At 68.3% G+C, this 17,932-nt stretch carries 18 protein-coding genes and 1 tRNA gene; 14 read left to right on the top strand and 5 right to left on the bottom strand.

Annotated features, from left to right (window positions below):
• Positions 1-181 precede the first annotated feature (181 nt).
• A complete protein-coding gene (locus OG948_RS18110; RefSeq protein WP_406297547.1) occupies positions 182-1,576 on the top strand; it encodes a replication initiator in 1,395 nt (464 codons plus the stop codon).
• A gap of 612 nt (positions 1,577-2,188) precedes the next feature.
• Here the strand turns inward: OG948_RS18110 and OG948_RS18105 are convergent.
• The 3 genes from OG948_RS18105 to OG948_RS18095 all read right to left on the bottom strand — a co-directional run bounded on the left by OG948_RS18105 (position 2,189) and on the right by OG948_RS18095 (position 3,164).
• Positions 2,189-2,338 (bottom strand): hypothetical protein, encoded by a 150-nt coding sequence (locus OG948_RS18105; protein ID WP_406297546.1) that lies wholly within the window; start codon positions 2,336-2,338, stop codon positions 2,189-2,191.
• Between the two features lie 38 nt (positions 2,339-2,376).
• Entirely contained in the window at positions 2,377-2,694 is a 318-nt protein-coding gene (locus tag OG948_RS18100; protein ID WP_406297545.1) for a hypothetical protein, read from the bottom strand.
• Positions 2,695-2,903: 209 nt separating this feature from the next.
• A complete protein-coding gene (locus tag OG948_RS18095) occupies positions 2,904-3,164 on the bottom strand; it encodes a hypothetical protein (protein WP_406297544.1) in 261 nt (86 codons plus the stop codon).
• Positions 3,165-3,396: 232 nt separating this feature from the next.
• Here OG948_RS18095 and OG948_RS18090 point away from each other — a divergent pair, with 232 nt between their 5' ends.
• A complete protein-coding gene (locus OG948_RS18090; protein WP_406297543.1) occupies positions 3,397-4,242 on the top strand; it encodes a helix-turn-helix domain-containing protein in 846 nt (281 codons plus the stop codon).
• Positions 4,243-4,244: 2 nt separating this feature from the next.
• The gene (locus OG948_RS18085) at positions 4,245-4,421 is read left to right on the top strand and encodes a DUF397 domain-containing protein (RefSeq protein WP_406297542.1); all 177 of its coding nucleotides are present in this window, start codon (positions 4,245-4,247) and stop codon (positions 4,419-4,421) included.
• A 189-nt stretch (positions 4,422-4,610) separates the two neighbouring features.
• Here OG948_RS18085 and OG948_RS18080 read toward each other — a convergent pair whose 3' ends face one another.
• Complete coding sequence (locus OG948_RS18080) at positions 4,611-4,997, bottom strand: hypothetical protein (RefSeq protein ID WP_406297541.1); 387 nt, start codon at positions 4,995-4,997, stop codon at positions 4,611-4,613.
• A 299-nt stretch (positions 4,998-5,296) separates the two neighbouring features.
• Between OG948_RS18080 and OG948_RS18075 the strand changes: the two genes are divergently transcribed.
• The 9 genes from OG948_RS18075 to OG948_RS18035 all read left to right on the top strand — a co-directional run bounded on the left by OG948_RS18075 (position 5,297) and on the right by OG948_RS18035 (position 14,817).
• Complete coding sequence (locus OG948_RS18075; protein ID WP_406297540.1) at positions 5,297-5,638, top strand: hypothetical protein; 342 nt, start codon at positions 5,297-5,299, stop codon at positions 5,636-5,638.
• Positions 5,638-7,065 carry an FtsK/SpoIIIE domain-containing protein gene (locus OG948_RS18070; RefSeq protein ID WP_406297539.1) on the top strand — a complete coding sequence of 476 codons (1,428 nt, stop codon included), beginning with the start codon at positions 5,638-5,640 and terminating at the stop codon, positions 7,063-7,065. Before OG948_RS18075 ends, OG948_RS18070 begins: the two co-directional genes overlap by 1 nt.
• A 256-nt stretch (positions 7,066-7,321) precedes the next feature.
• On the top strand, positions 7,322-7,525 hold the full coding sequence (locus OG948_RS18065) for a helix-turn-helix domain-containing protein (protein ID WP_406297538.1): 204 nt from the start codon (positions 7,322-7,324) through the stop codon (positions 7,523-7,525).
• On the top strand, positions 7,525-8,646 hold the full coding sequence (locus OG948_RS18060) for a tyrosine-type recombinase/integrase (protein WP_406297537.1): 1,122 nt from the start codon (positions 7,525-7,527) through the stop codon (positions 8,644-8,646). The genes OG948_RS18065 and OG948_RS18060 overlap by 1 nt, the downstream gene beginning before the upstream one ends.
• A 22-nt stretch (positions 8,647-8,668) precedes the next feature.
• Positions 8,669-8,757 (top strand) — tRNA-Ser (locus tag OG948_RS18055).
• A gap of 203 nt (positions 8,758-8,960) precedes the next feature.
• Entirely contained in the window at positions 8,961-11,180 is a 2,220-nt protein-coding gene (locus OG948_RS18050) for an MMPL family transporter (RefSeq protein WP_406297536.1), read from the top strand.
• A gap of 5 nt (positions 11,181-11,185) precedes the next feature.
• Complete coding sequence (locus tag OG948_RS18045; RefSeq protein WP_406297535.1) at positions 11,186-12,370, top strand: sensor histidine kinase; 1,185 nt, start codon at positions 11,186-11,188, stop codon at positions 12,368-12,370.
• Between the two features lie 5 nt (positions 12,371-12,375).
• Positions 12,376-13,032, top strand: a complete 657-nt coding sequence (locus tag OG948_RS18040; RefSeq protein ID WP_406297534.1) for a response regulator — start codon at positions 12,376-12,378, stop codon at positions 13,030-13,032.
• Between the two features lie 1,083 nt (positions 13,033-14,115).
• On the top strand, positions 14,116-14,817 hold the full coding sequence (locus tag OG948_RS18035) for a transglycosylase family protein (protein ID WP_406297533.1): 702 nt from the start codon (positions 14,116-14,118) through the stop codon (positions 14,815-14,817).
• A 305-nt stretch (positions 14,818-15,122) separates the two neighbouring features.
• Here OG948_RS18035 and OG948_RS18030 read toward each other — a convergent pair whose 3' ends face one another.
• Positions 15,123-15,299 carry a hypothetical protein gene (locus OG948_RS18030; RefSeq protein WP_406297532.1) on the bottom strand — a complete coding sequence of 59 codons (177 nt, stop codon included), beginning with the start codon at positions 15,297-15,299 and terminating at the stop codon, positions 15,123-15,125.
• A 137-nt stretch (positions 15,300-15,436) separates the two neighbouring features.
• Between OG948_RS18030 and OG948_RS18025 the strand changes: the two genes are divergently transcribed.
• Positions 15,437-16,837, top strand: coding sequence for a VWA domain-containing protein (locus OG948_RS18025; RefSeq protein WP_406297531.1), 1,401 nt, complete (start codon positions 15,437-15,439; stop codon positions 16,835-16,837).
• A 143-nt stretch (positions 16,838-16,980) separates the two neighbouring features.
• Positions 16,981-17,871: an MmgE/PrpD family protein gene (locus tag OG948_RS18020; RefSeq protein ID WP_406297530.1), complete on the top strand. Its 891-nt coding sequence runs from the start codon at positions 16,981-16,983 to the stop codon at positions 17,869-17,871.
• The last annotated feature ends 61 nt before the right edge of the window (positions 17,872-17,932 follow it).

The following is a 17,932-nucleotide window of genomic DNA, read 5'->3' as shown; positions in this document are numbered from 1 at the left end:
TCGAGCCTTCCCCGCGACCCCCGATGAGTGATCGCTGATCTTGCGTCACTTCGCGGCGTTTCCCGACGCCGCTGAGGGTCTTGCGGCCAATCTGCGGCCAGTATCCGGCCCGTTCTGACCTCGTCTTCGTACGACTGAGCCGACCCCGTTACAGCGGCGGCGGCTCGTTACGGAGTCGAGGATGTTGCACCCATCCCCTGTCACCGCGTCGTCGCCCTCCGAGGGTGGCCGGCCTGGTGGCTTCGGTCAAGCCGACTGGGAAAAGGAATCCGACGCGCTTGCTCGGCGTCGCGCTGCGGCGGGTCGGGCGGTTGAGGACTTCGCCTGCCAACGGCCCGTGACTGCCATGGGCTTGCTCGCTGACGGCACCACACGCACCGTGCCGATTCGCTGCGGCAACCGGCGGGCCTCCGAGTGCCCGTCGTGCTCCAAGCTCTACCGGGGTGACGCGTCCCGTCTCATTCGTACCGGCGCGCTCGACATGGACCCCTCGGCCGTGTTCGTCTTCGTGACGCTGACGGCTCCGAGCTTCGGCACGGTTCACCATGTGCCGAAGGCGGGCACGAAGGCACGTCCTGGTGAACGTCGTAGTCCTCGGCGGTGCCGGTGCGGTGCGCATCACCTGGTGGGCGATTCGCTGCGGGGCGTGCCTGTGGACATGCGGACGTATGACTATGACCGACAGACGTTGTTCAACCTGCACAGTGGCCGGCTGTGGCATACGACGCTGCAACGGTGGTCCCGACTGCTGGGGGAGCGGCCTGACTACCTCGTGGTTCGGGAGTGGCAGGCACGCGGCGCGATCCACTTTCACTGCCTTCTGCGGCTGCCCTGTGCGCCTGCGGATGCGGACGCCTTGTGCGGGGACTTGAGGGCGGCTGCAACGGCCGTACGGAGCAACGTCGTTGACCACTCGACGGGTGAGGCTGTGGCGCTCTCGTGGGGCTCTCAGGTGGACGTGCGCCTTGTGGATCCGACGCGTCGCGGCCGGTCGCATGCTCGGGTTGTGGCCGGCTACCTCGGCAAGCTCACGACGTACGCTGCGAAAGATCTCGGGGCGGATCTGCCCAAGACTGAGGAGACGGCTCCGGCTCGGTTGCATCATCGACTGGCCGAAGGTGCGGCTATGGACTTGCGGTGCTCGTCGGTCTGTTCGGGTGGCCGGTCGTGCACGGGACGCGCGCATAAGAGCTGGGGTTTTCGCGGGCACGTGCTGACGCAGTCACGTCCTGGTCGCGGTCGTGATGCCGTGCCGGCTCGTCCGCACTCGGGCCCGGTTCGGTGGACGAAGGGGCGGCCGGGGGTGCCGGCTCGTCCGTGCAAACGTCGGTGGACTCGGCCGCGTCCGGCGGTTCCTGCGCGTCCGGGTTGGTCGGGGCTGACGTTCCGGGAGCTGCGGGCCGTTCGGAGAGAACACACCCAAGCTGCGGCGTCCTCCGAAAGTCTTGAGGTGGTTCGGTGGGTCGTCGTCGGCCAGGAGCACAAGGAGGATGCGGCCCGGGTGCGGCGCATGCTGCTGGATGCCGGGGATGCGCCTCCGCCGTGGTTCCCGGGTCAGGGGCAACCGGATGCATAACGACTTCTCGGCGCGGCCCTTGTTCGTGGTCTGGAACCCGACCGAACGCCGGTTAGCAGAGACGGTGGCCTCGGTGGGGCTCCCAAGAAGAGCAAGAAGTCTCGTCCCACCTGAGATCACCCCGCTACCCGGTTTTTGCCCCAGCCAATTTGCGCTGTCCGCATGCGAGTTCGCGTGGCCGGCTGCGCGGTCGGTCCGGCCCGCTGTGCCGAAGGCTAAGGCGGGCCGGGGCCGGGCGCGTGGGCCGGCCGGGGCGCCCGTCAGGGCGCCCCTTGATCCGGTACAGAAACTCTGCACGCGGGCACTCAAGGACACAGCCCCGACCGGATGGAACCGATCGGGGCCGTGTGGGACTGCCGTAGTGCTACATGCGGTGCGTGGTGCCGTCCGGGCGCCAGGGGCCACCTTCGCGGCCTTCCGGGGGGGAGCACGGGCCGTTGCGCAACCACCCGGTGCCCTTGCAGTGAGTACAGCGGGAGGACGACCACATCGTTGTCACCGGTTTGATGCGCGGCACGTTCGGGTTCGGGTCGCCGGGCATGTACATACGTCCGGCGCTGTCATACCCAGTGCCTTGGCACCCGGTGCACTGGATTGGTTCGTCCTCAGCCATCACACCCCCTGCGGAACTTCACCGCTGCCGTTGCAAGTCTTGCAGCCTTCCTTGACCTTGTAGGTCCTGCCGTCCTTGTCCGTCCGCGCGACTTCCACCTGTCCCTCGCCATTGCACTTCGGGCAGATCACGTAACCAGTCTTCGCCATTGTCTCTCACCTCCCTTCGTCGGCGGCCTGCTTCTCGGTCATCGGTCGTGCGTGCGCACGATCACGCCATCCGGGCAGTAGTGCGTACGAGTACGCCGGATAACGGCGGCGACTCTCTTGCGAAACGCGTCAAGCTCGATCCGGTCAAGGGGCGCGTGCCACTCTTTGACCGTTCCTGAGCTGTCGTACGCGGTGTGCGGCCGGACGATGGCCAACGGGGGTTCATCCGCAGTGCGGCCAATCAGTACCCCGTGCGGGTGCTCCTCGTCGGCTTCCTGCGGAATTCCCTGCTCGTCCAACCACACGACCGGGTCGCCATCCCGAATGGTGCCGTCCCCGTAGGTGATGGCCGGCACGAACTCTCGCCACACGGCGTTTTGCCTCTCATTGAGTTGGGGTCGGCCGCTCAACGCTTTGGACACTGCTGGCCGGCATGGTCCACATGACGCCCCCGTCGAACGGCTGCACCGTGAGCTGTTGGTCGGCTTGGGGAAGCGGCTGCGCCATGAGAATTTGACCGGGGTGTCGGACCTCTCGGGCGGCCGAATGGATCGGCTCCACGTAGTCACCCTCGCGATAGGTCGGCATCGGCCTCGCCTTCCTCGGGCGTCTCGTCCAGGTACACGAGCACTCGAAGGTCGTCCAACCTGAACCGAAAGGTGCTGCCGCCCAACGCCATGGTCACGCGCTGACCCTCGCGAGCAAGCAACTGACCTTCCAGCCCGCTGCGTTCGTCTCGAACCTTCACCGTCTCAGCCCGCCGGATCAGTTCGTCGACTTCCTCTTCGGTCCACTGCTGAGTTAGGGCAAATAGGTGTTTGGGCATGGCGCTACCTTTCGGTTGCCTTGGCTAGCGGCACGCACCCACGCGGAATGGTGATCTTGAAAGCACGGAGCGTGAACAGGCGCCTTCCTCGCATGATGGCATGCCTGCAAGCTTGCGCGATACCTTTCACGTCAACGACCGTGAATCGTGGCTCGATTGAGTGACCGAAGGATTGCCGGAGTACCGTGCCGGCACGATGAGCACGCACACTTGATCCCGTTGGGGGTGGACCATGCCTGCTACGCCGACGTACGCCCAGCGCCGCTTGGGCAATGAGTTGCGCGGCATGCGTACCGATGCGGCTCTCTCCATGGACGCAGTGGCCAACCTCTGTGATTGGTCCGAGAGCAAGGTCAGCCGGATGGAGAACGCCAAAGTGGCGGTCTCCCGGCATGACATCCATGCCTTCGCTCTCGCCTGCGGCGCTTCCTCGGATCGCATCGCCCGGCTTGAGTCGCTGCTGACGGACAGCCGGGGCGTGCGCTGGTGGGCTGAGTACGCCGACATTCTGATCTCGTCGTACGAGGAGTTCATCTCGCTTGAGGCGCAGGCATCAGACATCTACGTGGCGCACGCGAGCATCGTTCCGGGGCTACTCCAGTCAAGGAGCTATGCGCATGCTGTGATCACGTCGAGTCCTCTGGTGCCCGATCCTGAGAACGCCGAATCGCTGGTGGAAATTCGAGTGCGGCGACAGCAGATCCTCACCGGAGATCATCCGGTTAACCTGGTCGCGGTCATCAACGCGGCCGTACTGCATTGTGAAATCGGCGGATTAGATTCCCTGCGGGAACAACTCGCCCACTTGGTTGATCTTGGCGACATGGCGAACGTAGACATTCATGTCGTCCCTTTTTCGTCCGACGTGAGTGCGTACGTAGGTGGGATCACGCTGTTTGACTTTCCCGGCGACTATGACCCAAGCGTCGTATACGTCGAATACCAGGGCGGGGCTGACTTCAAGGAAAGCGATCGGGATATCCGACGCTATCGTCGCAACTTTGAATATATCAAGAATGGTGCGCTGTCCCTGGAAGCGTCGCGCAAAGCAATAATCACCAGATTGGATGAACTGTGAACATGAACGGTCGCGCCTGGCGCAAGTCGTCTCACTCCGGGGCCAACACGGACTGTGTAGAGGTCGCGCCGCTGGACGGCACGGCGGGCGTACGGGACACGAAGCGGCGCGCGTACGGTCATCTTGAACTTGGACGGGGCGCATGGTCTGAGCTGCTGAAAAAGCTCAAGCAGAGCTGACTGACTCGACTGCCAGAAACACGAGCGCCACCCGACCGAACGGTCTGGTGGCGTTCTTCTTTGCTTGACCTTGCAGATTCCCAGCTAGATTTTCTGCCACCTGATCGGGACGCTCGGCTCTCGTTATTTGGGCTCAGCAAAAAGCGCCGCCAGCGATGATGCCGGGGCGCTTTTCGTCGTAGTGGATTCCTAAACGCGCTTTTGATCCCGTGCCTTCAGCGTCTCGTGCAACAGCTCGTCATCGCGCAGGGCCTCTGCGTTGAGCTGTTCGAATGCGAGGACGCCACGCTTTGCGTCGTCCATTTCCATGGCATACGAAGCTGCCCGAGCGCGGAGGGTGTTCGGTGCGACGCCTGCGATTTCCGCGCATTCGCGATTGCTAACGCCCGCTTCGTTGACTGCGTATGACGTGATGACGCCACATAGCCGCTCGATCTCTACGCGGGCCCCTTCGAGGGCTTGCAGAACCATCTTTGACCAGTAGTCATCGGTGGCAATGAACGGGCGGGATCTCTCGCTGGCGATAGCGAGGAACTTCGTCGCGGTCTCGATGTGGTGAAGGGCCCACTCGTCCAAGTCCGGGGGCACCGGTTGGGCTGACCGTCCCATGTCGTCAAGCTCCGTTCATCTGGGGTCCCTCCAGCATCCCATGCCGACCCACAGGACACCCATACCTGCACGTCGTGAATCACCCTTGACCATGGTGTGCAACTTCTGCACACTGGGGTCAGGTGTTGCGCTGTCTCGCGGTTGGCGGGATGCCCCTGCAAGGCAACTTTCGGCCTTCGTGTCACACGGACGTCGATTCCAACACCTCTAAAGGACGTAACGGCATCTCCGTGCCGTGCGGCATCTCGATTCAAGGAGTGGGCTCCATGGCTGTCGAAGGTTTCCCGATCGTGCTGTCCGACGTGATGGTCTTCCCGCTGGCTGGGGCGACTCGTGAGCAGACGGACAAGCGCACGGGTGAGATCGCGTTCCACGTGGACGTGAACGTGATGGTGTCCGGGGCGGGCAAGGCGGTTCCGATGCGGCTCACGCTGCCCGGGGCGGCGACGGACCTCGCGCTGATGACGCCGCACCGGTTGACCGGGCGGGCGTGGATCGACGGTTGGTCCGGCAAGGACACCTACGGCGTCAACTGGACGATCAAGGCCGAAGGTGTTGCCCCGGCTGACGGCTCGGTGCCGGCCGGCAAGAAGACGGCGGGCGCCTGATGGACAGCCGTGCGGACTACTACGCGTGGCGGCTCTTGCAGATCCCGATCGTGCGGGGATCGGTGCTGGTCGTGCTCGGGACGCTGCTGCTGATGCTGGTCGGTGTCCCCCTGCTGCCGGTGTTCGTGGCCGTGGTCCTGGTGGCGCTCCTCGTCTGGGGTGCGCGGGCCTGGTTGCGGCGTCGCCGGTGGGATTCGCTCGTACGGATTCACGGCGAACACGGCGCGGGTGTGGTTCAGTTCGTCTCGTTCTGCTGGCCCGAACTGATGGCGGAACTTCACCTCGCTGTGGACAAGGGCCGGCCGGGTCCCACCGGCGAGGAAGTGTGGCGCTCCACCCTGTCCAAGGAGGAGCACACCCGGTTCATGGTCCGGCTGGCTGAGGCTGAACCGGTCGTGCACCTGCCCGAACTGGTGTCGGTGCACCCGTCTCCTGTCGGTCCGGTGTTCCACTTCCGCCCGGTTCCGGGCGTCCCGGTGACGCGCTATCTGTCGCCTGAGACCTGCGAGGAACTGCGGCACCACTGGGGTGTACCCGGGGTGTCGGCGCATGAGGTGGCTCCGGGGTTGCTGGGGTGGACGGCGCGTATCTCCGACCCCTTGGATCGGATCGTCTCCGTGCGTGACTGGCCGGGGTCGCCCGAACTGTTCCGGTGGAATGCGGCGCTCGGGGAAGGTGGGGCCCCGGTGTCGCTGCCGCTGGCGCACACCCTGTGCGTGGGGGGTACCGGCTCCGGCAAGGGGTCCGTGCTGTGGGGCGTGGTCAACCACCTGCGGCCTTGGGTGGGGTCCGGCCTGGCGCTGCTGTACGGCATCGACCCGAAGCGTCAGGAACTCCGGATGTGCTCGGACGTCTTCCGGCGGGTGGCCTACCAGCCGGACGAATGGGCGGCCCTGCTGTCGGATCTCGTCAAGGAGATGCAGGCGCGTCAGGACTCGACGGGGCGCGACTTCGCGGTCTCGACGGATCGGCCGTTGGTGCTGCTCGCGATCGATGAGTATGCGGCGCTGGCCGTGCTGGACACGGACAAGAAGCGCCGCGATCAGGCGAGTGCTGATCGTCTGCTTCTGCTGACTCAGGGGCGGTCGGTCGGGATGTACGTCTTCGCCCTCGTACAGAGCGGCCTGAAGGCGTACGCGGCGGAACGGGACTTCTTCCCGCTGCGTATCGGCCTGCGGACGGCGTCCGAATCCGAGACGGACATGGTCCTCGGTGACGGTGCTGCCGACCGTGGGGCGGGGTGCCACCTGATCACTCCGGCGACCCCTGCCAACGGGTACGCGACTGCCGGCCTGGGCTACGTGGTCGCGGAGGAAAGCCCGGCCCCGGTCCGGGTGCGGTTCCCCTACGTCCCGGATGAGGTCCTGACGCAGTGGGAGTGGGCTGCGACAGCGAAGGCGCCGGCTGCTCTGGGGGCTCCCAAGTGAGCCAAATCAAGGGACAGCTTGAACTGTTCCCCACGATCGCCCCGGCTTCGGCCGGGGCGCTCGACCCCGATCGGCTCGACGGGTTGGCCTGTCTCGTCTGCGGCCGTGGGGATGTCCCGATGGCGCCGGTCGGCTACCTCGCCGGGGGTCAGGTCTTCGTCTGTGAGACGGACCTCCCAATGGTCTCGGCGGACGGCGGGGCGGCTTGCCGGGCGGAGATATCGAACACGTGCGGTGTGCGCTGGACGGAGGAGACGTGACGACACGACGGAAGCTGACGAAGCTGCCCGAGCACCTGTGGTCGGCCGAGAAGACAGCGACGTACCTCGGTGTAGAGGTCACGACGCTCTACGCGTGGCGGTACAAGCACGAAGGCCCGGCGGCCTACAGGGTCGGTCGCTGGCTGCGGTATGACCCGGAAGACATCCGGGCCTGGCTCGGGGGACAGGTGGCAGCCTGATGGCGTCCGGACACATCAACAAGCGTGGTGACAAGTGGCGGGCCCGGTACCGGGGCACGGATGGCAAGGAGCGTTCGCGCACCTTCGACACCAAGCGTGAAGCCAACTCCTGGCTGTCTCAGCAGACGTCAAGCATCGTCCGGGGCGACTGGATCGACCCGAAGGCCGGAGAGATCAAGTTCGGCGAGTACGCGCGGGGCTGGCTCGATCGGCAGACCTTCGACAAGCCCAAGACGGAAGCGGAGACGCGCGGGCTGTTGGCCTCGCGTGTGCTGCCGGAATGGCAAGACGTGTCGCTTAACAAGATCAGTTACGAAGCGGTGTCGTCCTGGTCGGCGTCGCTGATCGGGGTGGTCTCCTCGTCGCGAACCCGTCAGTCGATTCACCTGTTGGGCCGCATCCTCGACGACGCGACGCGTACGGGTCGCCTCGTGCGTCATCCGGTGCGACAGGTCAAGCTGCCGCGTCTGCGGACGAAGCGCAAGGTGGTCCCCCTGACGGTGGAACAGGTCGAGAAGCTGGCCGATGCGTGCGGGGGCCGGTGGGGCACGTTGGTGCGCATCCTTGCGTACACGGGAATGCGGTGGGGTGAGGTGGTGGCGCTGCGGCCGATGGATTTCGACCTCAAGCGGCGTCGGGTCCAGGTCGCGAACACGCTTAGCGAAGTGGGGGGCCACCTGCACGAGACGGACACCAAGACCCATCGGGTTCGGTCGGTGCCTCTCATCGATGAACTGGTGGCCGAGATCGAGTGGCTGATTGAGGGTGAGGAGCAAGACGCCCTGCTCTTCACCTGGGGGACGCACGAGCGTCCGCCGCTGTCCTCGGAATTCGCCCGGACGGTATGGCGCCCGGCGAAAGAAGCGGTTGGCCTGGACTCGGTCCGGGTTCACGACCTTCGGCACACGTGCGCGTCCCTGCTGATCAGCAAGGGGGCCCCGGTCACCGTGGTGGCTCGGATCCTGGGACACTCGAAGGCAACGACGACGTTGAGCATCTATGCTCATCTCTTCGAGAACGAGACGGATGCGTGGGGCGACAAGCTCAACGAGGATGTCTCTGACACCCGTGCGGCCAATTTGCGGCCAGTGGAAGAGCCTCCGGGCTCGTCTGCTGGGTAAGTGATGAGGTCAGAACGGGTGTGGAGGACTCGCCTAGTGGCCGATGGCGGCAGTCTTGAAAACTGCTAGCAGGGGTGACTCTGCTCGTGGGTTCGAATCCCACGTCCTCCGCAGGAAGCAACGCGGACGCACGAGAACACACGTGGGCGGCGGTACCCGAGGGATTCGGGCGCCGCCGCCCACGTGTGTGTCGTGGTGTTCGTGGAGCGGTCGTCATCGCTGCTTCCCGCCGCGCTTGTCCACCGATCGGTGGACGACGGGTTCCATCGGTCGAGCCTGTCCGGGATATGGGCGCCGAGACCAGGATTTCGGGCATGACGAAACTTCCTGTTCGCATGGCGCGGTGGAGCGCCGGACATCCCTGGCGGGCGATAGCCGGCTGGTTCCTCTTCGTCGCACTGTGCCTCGGAGCCGGGATCGGCGTCGGGACCAACGCGGCCACGGCCGACGACTTCCGGGTCGGCGAGGCCGGGCGCGGCGAGGCGCTGGCCACCGAGGGCGGGCTGCAACAGAAGCCGATGGAGCGGGTGTTGATCACCGCGAAGCCCGGGGCGCGACAGCTGGACCCGGGCGCCGCCGACGCCGCGGCCCGCGAGGTCGTCGACCGGATGCGGGCACTACCCGAAGTGTTGTCCGTGGCCGCGCCGGTGCGCTCGGCGGACGGTACGGCGGTCCGGGTCGACGTCACCATGAAGGGCGCCGAACTCGAGGGCAAGGAGCACGTCGACCCGCTGCTGGCGCAGACCGCGAAGGTCCGGGCCGGCCATCCCGGTCTGCTGATCGCGGAGACCGGCGGCCCCTCGATCAGCAAGGACGTCCAGGGCCAACGCGGCGAGGACCTCTCGCGTACCGAACTGATCGCGCTGCCGATCACCTTGATCACCCTGCTGATCGTGTTCCGGTCGGCGGCGATGGCCACCGTGCCGCTGCTGCTCGCGCTGTCCTCGATCGCGGCGTCCGTCGGGTTGTCCATGCTCGTGTCGCACGTGTTCCCGGACGCCGGCGTCGGTACCAACGTCATCCTGCTGATCGGGTTGGCGGTCGGCGTCGACTACGCGCTCTTCTACCTCAAGCGCGAACGCGAGGAGCGGGCCCGGTCCGCCGGTCGGCTCGACTCGCGGGCCCTGGTGGAGCTGGCCGCGGCCACCTCCGGCCACGCCGTCGTGGTGTCCGGGCTCGCGGTCGCCGCCTCCAGCGCGACGCTGTTCCTCGCGGACGACGTGATCTTCTCCTCGATCGCCACCGGCGCGATCGTGGTCAGCCTGGTCGCGGTGCTCGGTTCGCTGACCGTGTTGCCCGCGCTGCTGGTCAAGCTCGGCGCCCGGGCCGAGCGCCGGGCGGCCCGTCGGGCCGAGCGGGCGAGCCGGCGCGGCGAGGTCGCGGCGGCCAAGCCGGCGCGTACCACCGGAGCCGGCCGGATCACCTCGGCCATGCTGCGGGTCACCAGCCGGCGCCCCGGCGCCACGCTCGCCGTCGCCGTGCTGGCGATGCTGGCCATGACCGCTCCGCTCGCGGACATCAAGCTGACCGACATCGGCCGGGAGACCTACTCCCGCGACCTCCCGGCGATGGAGACCTGGCACCGGCAGAACCAGGCGTTCCCGGAACTGAAGTCGATGCACCAGGTCGTGGTCCGGGCCGAGGCGGGCCGCGCCGACGAGGTGGCCGGCGCGCTGCGCGAGTTGGAACAGCGGGCCCAGGCCGACCCGTCGCTCTCCCGGGTCACCGAGCTGCGCACGTCGCCCGACCGCCGGATCACCATGCTGGAACTGCGGGTGCCGCATTTCGTCAGCGCCGCCATCGCGCAGGACTCGCTCGATCGGGTACGCGACGAGTACGTGCCGGCCACCGTGGGCAGGCTGTCCGGCGTCGACGTCGCGGTGACCGGTGACGTCGCCCGCTACGCGGACTATCCCGAGCATCAAAAGGGCAAGTTGCCGCTGATCGTGGTGACGCTGCTCCTGGTCACCTTCGTGATCACCGTGTTCGCGTTCCGGTCGGTGGTCCTGGGCCTGGTCGGTGTGTTGCTGAACCTGCTCTCGGCCGGCGCCGCGCTCGGGCTGCTCGTGCCGACCTTCCAGGGCACCTGGGCGGAGGGGCTGCTCGACTTCGATTCCACCGGCTCGATCGGCTCTCGCGTACCGCTGTTCCTGTTCGTGATCCTGTTCGGGTTGTCGATGGACTATCAGGTGTTCGTGATCAGCCGGATCCGGGAGGCCGCGCTGCGCGGGGTGTCGACCCGGCAGGCGGTGCTCGACGGGATCGGCAGTTCGGCCGGCGTGGTGACCAGCGCGGCGTTCGTGATGGTGACCGTGTTCGCCGGCTTCATCGGTCTGCATCTGATCGAGATGAAGCAGTTCGGCTTCAGCCTGGCGGTGGCCGTGCTCCTGGACGCGTTCGTGATCCGGATCATGATCCTGCCCGCGACGATGTTGCTGCTGGGGGAGAAGACCTGGTGGCCGTCGATCGGGACGCGTCGGACCCGGGAGCAAGCCCCCGCCGCCGACGCCCGCACGACCGAAAAAGTAGGCTGATCGGTATGTCCGAACGGCCGCAGCTCACCGACCCGTTCCGGATGTGGACCCTGCACCGGTGGTACATCCTCTTCTGGGTGCTGCTGGGACTGGCTCCGATGGTCGTCGCCGGCACGGACGACGCCGGCGCGACCCGGTACTGGTCGGTGGGGCTGCCGGTCGTGCTCGGCCTGGCCTACCTGATCGTGCGGGTGTTCCCCGGCAACCGGGTGCTGCGACCGCGCATCTTCGGGTGGGTGCTGATCGTCGGGCTGGGCGCGATGGCCTACCCGCGCGACGGCGGTGCCTCGGTGTACGTCGCGACCCTCCCGCTCTTCTGGTTCCTCACCAGGGACCCCAGGCCCGCGATCACCTACGGCGGCCTCGCCGCGGTCGCCACCGTGATCGGCGGGGTGGCGCCGCAGGGGTGGAGTCCGGACCTGCTCACCGGCAACACCGTCGCCACCCTGATCGCCTACACGGTGAGCGTGCCGCTGGGATTGTCGGTGCACCGCCTCGTCGAGCAGAGCGGTGAGCGGGTCCGCGTCCTGGGCAGCGAACTGGAGAGCGCCCAGCTCCGGTTGGCCGAGGCCAACCAGCGTCGGGGCGCCGCGGAGGAGCGGGAGCGGCTGGCCCGGGAGATCCACGACACCCTCGCCCAGGGCTTCGCGTCGATCATCGTGCTGGCGGAGGCGGCCCGTTCCGGCATCGCGAGCGATCCCGCGACCAGCGGCAGGCAGCTGCTCTCCATCGAGCACACCGCTCGGGAGAACCTCGCCGAGGCCCGGGTACTGGTCGGCTCCGCCCCGCAGAGCGGCGTCGTCCCCGGTTCGGTCGCCGGAGCCCTGCGCCGCACGCTGGACCGCTTCGTCGAGGACACCGGGATCACCGTGGACGCGGACCTGCCCGACGTCGAGTGCGACCAGCCGACCCGGATCGCGCTGCTGCGCTGCACCCAGGAGTCGCTGGCCAACGTACGCAAGCACGCGGAGGCCGCCGCGGTCGGCGTGGTGCTCGCCCGGTACTCGCACGGCATCGAGCTGGAGATCACCGACGACGGGCGGGGGTTCGTGGTCGGGGACGCCCGCGGCTTCGGGCTCGACGGCATGCGCAAGCGACTGGCCGAACTCGGCGGCGAGTTCACCGTCACCAGTTCGGTCGGCGACGGCACCCGGATCCTGGCGATGATTCCCACCGACGGTCAGGAGTGAAGGACATGACACAGGACACGCTGCGGGTCATCGTGGTCGACGACCACTCGGTGATGCGCGCCGGGGTGGTCGCCCTGCTGGCCGCGGAGCCCACCATCGAGAGCGTCGGCGAGGCGGGTGACGGCCTCGCCGCCGTCGAACTGGTCGAGCGGCTGGAACCCGACGTGGCGCTGATCGACCTGCGGATGCCGGTGCTGGACGGGGTGGCCGCCACCACCCGGATCGTCGGCCTCCCGGTCCGGACCAGGGTGTTGATCCTGACCACGTACGACACCGACGCCGAGATCGAGCGCGCGGTCGAGGCCGGTGCGATCGGCTACCTGCTCAAGGACACCACTCGCGAACAACTCGTCGAGGCCATCCGCTCGGCGGCTCGGGGCCAGACCGTACTGGCCCCCAGGGTCGCGGAGCGGCTGGTGGCCCGGATGCGCCGGCCCGCCCCGGTGGTGCTGACCTCGCGGGAAGTGCAGGTGCTCGACGCGGTGGCGGACGGCCTCTCCAACGCGGACATCGGCAAGCGACTCGTGATCGCCGAGGCGACCGTGAAGACGCACCTGTTGCGGGTCTTCGCGAAGCTCGACGTCAGCGACCGCACGCACGCGGTGGTCATCGCCATGGAAAGCGGGTTGTTGCCTCGGTCGAAGCACGAATCGCGCGGTTGAACCGGTCGACGCCGAAGCGTGTGATCGACCCGGTCGAAGGTCGAAGCGTGTGGTCGACCCGGTCGAACCCGCCTCGGCCCGCGCCGGGGGTGTCCGGGCGCACCTCGCACCCCCCGGCGACCCCGGGTGGGTCTCGGCCCGCGCCGGGGTGCGTATTCGTCCGTACCGGGGCGCGTCCGACCCCGGAAGAGCACTCCTATATATAGGGGTACGCCGGGCGCGACTTTCGGCGCACGGAATCCGCTTTCCCGCCGACACGCATCGTGATATCGGCGCGCTTTCCCGAAGCTCCGGCTTCCGGAGGATCGCGTTCCGCGGTGGTGTCCCTCGAAAGGGGCGAAAATAGCGCCACGCGCGGGTGAAAGTGGCGCGGGTCACAGATCCGGATGTGGCGCGGATCGCATTCGGCATACTTTTCCGGCCGGTGGCGGAGTGCTCTCGCAGCGTGAATACATGCAGGCCGGCACGGTTGTCCGGGGCAGTGGCCGGCCGGTTATACCCGGTGTGTCCGCAGGCTACCGTCGCCGGAATTGTGATGACGCTCACGCTGCACGTGTAAGCCGGACATAAAGGTATTTAAGGCTCGCCCGAAATGCCGCCTTCAGGGCGCCGGCCTGCGTGATCATGCGATCGCATGCGGTGATGATTCGACAGTGTGTCACGGTGCGATCGCACGGTGTGTATAACCGTGGGTCAAAAGGGGCAAAAGGTTCCCAGGTTTGCCGGCCGGTAAACGCCGATCGGGCTCGGAAGGCGACTCGAAGGGGTCTGGCGGGCATTTTTAATACCTATCCTGACCTGCGTAAATACCCGAGCGGGTTGATAAGCGCCGGATAACCTGTTTATGGTCCTGGCAATGTGCAAATCGCACCTCCTGGGTTCCCGCCGGCACGGCATGGCGGAACTCGCGGTCTGGGAGGGCCGCGGGGTTGCGGCATCGGACATCACGTCTTGGACGTGATCGTTCGGTTCCGGGCGGGGGTGATCCGCAAGGATCGCGCCGGTCCATCCGCCCCAGGGGAATTCCGAGAGGAATGTATGTCTCTCCGCAACGCTTTCGGTCGCACCAACACGCACCGCGGCATGGGTCGTACCCAGCGCCGTCTGCGCACCGCGACCATTGTCGGCGTCGTCGCCGCCACCCCGCTCGTCGGGCTCGCGACCGCGACCTCGGCCGGCGCTGCCACCACTTCCACGTGGGACAAGGTCGCCCAGTGCGAGAGCGGCGGCGACTGGTCCATCAACACCGGCAACGGCTACTACGGCGGTCTGCAGTTCACGCAGAGCACGTGGCGCGCCAACGGCGGTACCGGCAGCCCGCAGAACGCCTCGAAGGCCGAGCAGATCCGGGTCGCCGAGAACGTGCTCAAGTCCCAGGGCCCGGGCGCCTGGCCGGTGTGCTCGGTCAAGGCCGGACTGACCCGCGGTGGCGGCAGCCCGGACGCCGGTAGCACCACCCCGAAGAAGTCGACCCCGAAGAAGGAGTCGACCCCGAAGAGCACCACCCCCAAGAGCACCCCGAAGAAGGTCGTCGTCGCGCCGCAGAGCGAGACGCCGAAGAAGGCCGCTCCGGCGAGCAAGCCGGCCGCGGCTCCGGTCGCCGAGACCGCGCCGACCACCTCGACCGAGGGCGCCTACGTCGTCAAGACCGGTGACACCCTCAGCGCGATCGCCGCGGCGAACAACGTGGGCGGCGGCTGGCAGGCGCTGTACGCGAAGAACCAGGGTGTGGTCGGCAGCAACCCCGACCTGATCCTCCCGGGCCAGCAGTTGGTCCTGCGCTAGAACCTCCCGGGACCGCCTCGGTCCCGAACGTTCGGCGTACGCCGTGCGGTGCCCGCGACGCGGTGCACGGCGGTCGAGTGAGCGGTGCGAAGAACACGCTGCGCGCACGTGGTGCGCGGAGCGAGCTGTGCGAAGACGGTCGGGGGCGGCCGTATCTCCTGTGCGAACACCGGGAGATGCGGTCGCCTTCGGCCGTTCTGTCAGCTTTTCTTACTCCGGTGACGGCGGTACCACGACGTGCCATGGAGGGGACGGGACGTCGCGAGGGGGTCCCACGGGCCCCTCGACCGGCCCGGGAGGCACCGTCAGGTGCGGCCCGGGCCGCGCTGCGTCGAGGCCGCCTCGGCGGCGCACAGCGACTCCAGGCGGCGGGCGATCGACGCCGCGCGCTCGACCAGCAGTCGGGCACGTTCGTGCTCGGCCTCGCTCCACTCGCCGGGGTCCGCGCGGTGGCCGCCCGGATGATGACCGTTGTTGCCCATAACCGCTTGGTTCCCACCGGATGGGGGCGATCATTCACGATGTGACGGCTCATCACCCGTGATGCCGATCACGTCCGTCTTCCGGCCGGTGCCCACATTCCTGCGGCAGGGCCTCGATCCGGGCCACACTGACGACCATGACGACTCTGATCGCCGGGGCCAATGTCCCGGTTCCCGCGGGCCCGCTGACCCTGGTGATCCGCCGCGCGGCGGACGCGCCGATCGCGGATGCCTCGGCGCTCCTGCTCGGATCGGACGGCAAGGTGCGCTCGGACGAGGACTTCGTGTTCTACAACCAGCCGGCCGGGGCCGCCGGCGCGGTGCGCCACCTCGGCCCGACCGCGGGCGGCGAGGCGGTCGCGGTGGATGTGCCCGCGCTGCCCGCCGACGTGGATCGTGTGGTGGTGGCCGCGTCCGTGCACGAGGGCACGTTCGCCGCGGTGGGCGGGCTCGCGCTGGCCGTGCTGGACGGCGCGGGCGGCACCGTCGCGACCTTCCCGGTGCAGGCCGGCGGCGGCGAGACGGTGCTGGTGCTGGGCGAGTTGTACCGGCGCCAGGGCGCGTGGAAGTTGCGGGCGATCGGCCAGGGTTACGACACCGGGCTGGCCGGACTCGCGAGCGACTACGGCGTGGACGTCGGCGAGGAGGACGATGAGAGCGCCGGCGCCGGGCTGCCCGCCGGGACGTTGCCGGCCGCGCCGATGGGTGCGACGCCCGGGTGGGCGCCGCCGCCGTACAGCGACGAACCGACCATGCGCCTGCCCGCGCCCGCGGACGACCCGCAACTGGCCGGGCTGCCGCCAGAGGTGGGCGCGCGGATCTCGCTGCGCAAGGAGGCGGTGCGGATCACCCTGGAGAAGAAGGGCCTGCGAGACGTGCGGGCCCGGGTGGCGATCGTGCTGGACCGCTCCGGGTCGATGCGCGAGCTGTACGGAAACGGCGCGGTGGGGCGCCTGGTCGAGCGCATGGCGCCGATCGCGGCCCGGCTCGACGACGACGGCGAGTTGGACGCGTGGATCTTCGCCGACGAGTTCGCGCCGCTGGACCCGGTCCGCATCCCGGAACTGCCGCGCTGGATCGCCGACAACGTGTACATCGACGGCCGCAACAACCGGCCGCAGTCGCCCCCGCTGCCGAACGGGGCGCAGCGCTCGCCCGACCACCTGTCCGGCGTGTTCGGCGGCAACAACGAACCGGCGGTGATCGAGGACATCATCGCGCGCTACCGCCGCGAGCCGGGCGCGCCGGTGCTGGTGCTGTTCTACTCGGACGGCGGGGTCAACCGCAGCAAGCAGATCCAGCGCCTGCTGACCGACGCGGCGGGGCTGCCGATCTTCTGGCAGTTCGTCGGACTGGGCCGCTCGAACTACGGGATCCTGGAGCGGATCGACACCATGCCCGGTCGGCTCGTGGACAACGCCGGCTTCTTCCAGGTGGACGACATCGACCGGATCTCCGACGTCGAGCTGTACGAGCGGATCCTGACCGAGTTCCCGCAGTGGCTGACCGCCGCCCGGGCGGCCGGCATCGTGCGCTGATCCGACGCCCGCCCGCCGCGACCACCACCCGTGCGCCCGAGTGATTGGGGGCTGACGCGACGTCACCAGGACGGTCACAATGGGACATTGCGCCGTCCTTTGGCACCACGCCGTCGTGCAGTCGAGGTACGGGGAGGGTTTTCATGCCGGTATCGGGTGAATTCGCCGATTGGGCCACAGAACTGACGATGCGTCATGTCCCCGTGCCGGTACGACGGGCGGCCGGTCGGCGGATTCTGACCGCGATCGCGGCCGGGGTCGGCGCGGCGCGCGTGGGCCTGGTGGACCCCGCCGTCCACGTCGCCGTCGGGATCGGCGGCCCACCGGAGGCGGAACTCATCGGGCACGCCGCGGGCCGGCTCGCGGCGCCCGCGGCCGCGCTCGCGAACGGCATGCTGATCGGCGCTGCGCGGCCCGAACCCGATGGCGCCGGCGGGGCGATGGCCGTGGTGCTGCCGGTCGCCATGGCGGTCGGTCAGGAGGTCAAGGCGCGCGGCGACGAGGTGTTGCTCGCGGTGATCGCCGGGCATGAGATGGCCTGCCGGTTGGCCGCTCCGGACGGGTCGCGCTCGGTCGGGGTGCTCGGCGCGGCGCTCGCGGCGGCCCGGCTGATGACGCTGGACCGGTGCCGGGTCCGGGACGCGGTGGGCATCGCGGGGGAGTTCGCGGGTGCGCCGATCGGCACCGGTGGCACCCCCGGGCTCACCACCGGGATCGCGGCCGGCAACGCGATCATCGCCGCGCGACTGGCCGCGTCCGGCGCGAACGGCCCCGTCGGCGGGATCGACGAGTTGTGTCGGGCCTGGCGGCTGCGGCCGGAACGGGTGCTCGGTGGGCTGGGCGGCGAGTGGGTCGGCGAGCCGCATCCGGCGGCGAAGAGCACGGACTACCAGTTCGACCTGGAGACCTGCGAACGCCTCGGCGGCAGCCGCCGCGACGCCCGAGCCCTGGTCGCCGAGGTCCGCGCGCTCGCCTTCGCCCCGTCCCTCGACTCGATCCTGGCCCTGACGGTGCGGGTGGCCGCGGGCTCCTGAGCCGGCCGGAACCCGCCCACCGGGTCGAGGCGCCCGGCGTGGGGCGGTGGTCGGCCGTCGG

Origin of the sequence: Embleya sp. NBC_00888, from assembly GCF_045207655.1 — a bacterium.
Classification (GTDB): domain Bacteria; phylum Actinomycetota; class Actinomycetes; order Streptomycetales; family Streptomycetaceae; genus Embleya.
This window is presented reverse-complemented; position numbering and strand designations above follow the sequence as displayed.